We start from the raw sequence: 3,620 nt of genomic DNA, 5'->3' as shown, positions 1-3,620 counted from the left end.
GGTGCTGTGGCAGACCTTATTTACGACACCACAGGTGTACAAACGCCTAACCTTGTTGTAGAGAATCCTGCTAACGGACACGCTCACTTTCTTTACAAGTTGCAGACACCTGTTTATCGCAGTGAAAATGCCAGTATCAAGCCTATTAATTACCTGAGTGCTATCTATGCAGAAATGCGAGGGCTTTTAGGTGCTGACACTGCTTATACTGGGTTAATTTCCAAGAACCCGATGCACGAACATTGGCGAACTCAGGAACTACGAGTAGAACCTTATTCGTTAGCGGATTTAGCGCGTAATTTGGACTTGGATGCAACTGTTACACGTACTGCTAAAATCAGTGCTGATGAAGCGTATTACGAAGGCAGAAACGTAAAGCTATTTAATGACCTGAGAACATTTGCCTACATTGCTGTACGTGAGTATCGGGGTAAAACCTACGAACAATGGCAACAAACGTGTATTGATCGTTGTATGCAGTTAAACAGCATGTTGGTGCACATGCTTGGCTACGGTGAAATTAAGCAAATTGCCAAAAGCGTTAGTAAGTTTACGTGGAAAAATGACGGCTATTGCTACCAAGAATTCATTGACCGTCAAACACGTTTAGGCAAATTAGGTGCAAGTAAAGGTGGTGCTAAACGATCAGCAGGTTATAACCCATTAAGAGAGCAGGCAGTTGCATTATTCGCTGATGGTATGAAGAAGAAGGACATAGCATTGGAGCTGGGTGTCAGTGATCGTACCATCCGAAATTGGTTGAATTCTGAAAAAGCGGAAAGTGCCCCTAAATCAGATATTGAGCTTCAGTAGTTGATTTCCGCTTTAGTTTGGAAGTTTAAGCTGAAGTTATTAAGAGGACAGAGAGGGAAAAGTTAAACAGACTTACACTCAAAATTACTCTCAATCAGAAAGATTTTAAAATTTAGATGATGACTGTAGTAATACCAATACTCTTACAGTGATTTGGTCTGTGTTATTAGCAACAGGTGAAACAATGATAAGCACCATTAATTGTATTACTTTTGTTAAAACCACTTGACTTTTTAAAATTTAGTCTTGACTTTTAAGGAAACTGTGGTATTATTTGTAATATCACAAAAGCTAACTAAAGGAGAAAAAAACCACACACGATTTGAACAACCTTCCTGAAATGACATCCGTCATTAATCGCTGCAACACTAAATCAAAACTTAATTACTTCGTAATTCCAACCAAGAGGTTGAGCAATTTACGGGGCTTCTTACGTTTTAAAATTACATTTTTAATTAATTAACTGGAGAAAATTTTCTTTATGACAAACAGTAATACCGTTGTAACAGCAACATCACAAGGCTTCATGCCTACAACAAACCGCAGCACATTGGTCTATGGGGAATACAAGGGACTGAGATTGCCACAAGGTAAAGCATATCGTTCCCCAAATCTCGACAAGGTGAATTCTTTTGTGGCACTGGGCATTGAGAGCCAACAGAACTTCTATAGTTTTGAAGTCTACGAAGAATCGCTGAGATTCTCTGACGGTTTTAACTACTTTGACCCAACAGCACGTTATTTGAAGTGCGAGCTTGATACGCATATTAAGTTGGTGATCTTTACTCACAAGACAGAAGAAGAAGTGGTTTCATTCTTAATGAAGTACACAGATGATTTTGCCATTAAGCGTTCAATTCAAAATGTCGCTGATAATGCTGTTGAGGTAGCAAGCCTTGCTTATGAGCTAAGTGAGCATTTTTTAGTACCCAAACATGCACGCAAAGCAAAACAGATGACGGGCAATGACCTTACAAGCGAGGAAAAGTTGATGTCAGTTGAGTTTGAGCTTAAACCAAACATTGTTCGCCATAGTTAAACGATGCCGTTAGGCAGACCGTTAAGCTAGGCAACTTTAAACAGTTGCTTTTTTTCGCCTAGAGTTTGAAGGTGTGTTCATTTGATCATAGACGACAGGTACGAAAACATGGGTACGAAAAACAACACTTAAATGTACCGATTTAAGTTGATTTTTAATTTTAGGTACACTAAGATTAACCATCTAGGATTTAAATCGGTACAGTTGCATGGCGAGAATAGCGTACAAACGTGTCAGCACTGCTGACCAGAAAACAGATCGTCAATTAGATGGCATGACATTCGATAAAGAGTTTGAAGACAAGGTGAGTGGTAAAGACACTAACCGTCCTGCACTTCAAGCGATGCTTGATTACATTCGTGAAGGTGATGAGCTGTACGTTCACAGCCTAGATCGTTTGGGTAGAAACACAGCGGATTTAATCACGCTGATGAATCAACTTAAAGAAAAAGGCGTTACGGTGAATTTTGACAAGAACAAAATGACCTTTAGTCCCGATACCAGTAACCCAATGAACGATTTAATGTTCACCATGTTAGCTGCATTCAGTCAATTTGAGCGTGAGTTAATGCTTGAGCGTCAGCGTGAAGGCATTGCAAAGGCTAAAGAACTTGGCAAGTACAAAGGTCGTCCTGTTTCAGTTGATAAGGCAGCGATTGTTAAGGCAAAACAGGAAGGTAAAAGTTTTAGGGCTGTTGCTAAAGAGTTTGGTGTTTCGTTGTCTACAGTACAACGTGCTTTAGATGAAATGTTTCCACCAGTAGCCTGATATTTTAAAATCATAATCATCGTTCATTACGGGGTGTTCAGGATTGCTAAACCCCGTGACTCAAAATCTGTTAATCTGAACAGCATTAACAGCCTGAGAAGAATAACAATGAGTAAGGTTTCAATTTCAGAAGCAGCTAAACGTTTCAAGGTAAGTCGTAACACGGTTTACAAGAGAATTACACAAGGTGAATTAACCAAAGATGCAAACGGGTTATTGGATGTTTCCGACTTGGTACGTGTGTTCAGTGGCAACGTGCAAGGAACAGACAATAGAACAGGGTTGGACGTTAATGGCGAACAGGCAGATGCTCACGTTTCACAACGCCTTGAGCAAGTCCTTCAAGAGAACATTCAGCTAAAGCAATTACTCGCCGTAAACGAAATGCTTGTGAACCAGTTGCAGCAGCAAATAAACGATTTGCGACAGGACAAGGAAAACCTTTTTGACCAGTTGGGGCAGAAGCGGATTGAAACCCGTGATAGGGCTGAACAAAGGAAGGGATTGTTTTCAAAACTATTTGGATGACGATTTGATGAAAGCTGTGGTACAACTACAGGCAGAACAAAGCAGTAGAAAATGAAAAAGCCCCGATGACTTTCTAACTTGGCGGTAAGGAGTCAACGGAGCTTGAATCTTTAGAACAAGATTTGCACTCGCTCTGTAGCTAATAATACAGGGTCAGAGTGCATTTGCAAACAGGAACATTATGCAGTGCAACAATTACGCCTTGAATTAGCAGAATCATTTTACGATTCGTTGCCAAAGCGTCCGTATGCAACGGATGATTTTGAGTATGGCGTAAAGATTCATTCTAAAAAGAATGCCATCAAGAAAAAGCATCTTTCGTTAAACCACAAGCACATCACGCAATGGGTAACATTCGACATTGACCGTAATGGTGCTGTGGCAGACCTTATTTACGACACCACAGGTGTACAAACGCCTAACCTTGTTGTAGAGAATCCTGCTAACGGACACGCTCACTTTCTTTACAAG

The 3,620-nt window shown here is 40.4% G+C and carries 5 protein-coding genes; all 5 read left to right on the top strand.

The window, feature by feature from the left end:
- Positions 1-813: replication initiation protein (locus DCO44_RS16495; RefSeq protein WP_116763773.1), on the top strand; the 813-nt coding region annotated here is incomplete at its 5' end.
- A 481-nt stretch (positions 814-1,294) separates the two neighbouring features.
- Positions 1,295-1,852: a hypothetical protein gene (locus DCO44_RS16490; protein ID WP_116763771.1), complete on the top strand. Its 558-nt coding sequence runs from the start codon at positions 1,295-1,297 to the stop codon at positions 1,850-1,852.
- Between the two features lie 208 nt (positions 1,853-2,060).
- On the top strand, positions 2,061-2,621 hold the full coding sequence (locus tag DCO44_RS16485) for a recombinase family protein (protein WP_116763769.1): 561 nt from the start codon (positions 2,061-2,063) through the stop codon (positions 2,619-2,621).
- Between the two features lie 33 nt (positions 2,622-2,654).
- Complete coding sequence (locus tag DCO44_RS16480) at positions 2,655-3,149, top strand: helix-turn-helix domain-containing protein (RefSeq protein WP_323581844.1); 495 nt, start codon at positions 2,655-2,657, stop codon at positions 3,147-3,149.
- Positions 3,150-3,335: 186 nt separating this feature from the next.
- Positions 3,336-3,620: replication initiation protein (locus DCO44_RS16475; protein ID WP_213066326.1), on the top strand; the 285-nt coding region annotated here is incomplete at its 3' end.

The sequence above is a fragment of the Acinetobacter sp. AM genome (genome assembly GCF_003105055.1).
GTDB classification, from domain to species: domain Bacteria; phylum Pseudomonadota; class Gammaproteobacteria; order Pseudomonadales; family Moraxellaceae; genus Acinetobacter; species Acinetobacter tibetensis.
Note: the sequence above shows the minus strand (reverse complement) of the source record. Positions and strands in the feature narration are given on the sequence as shown.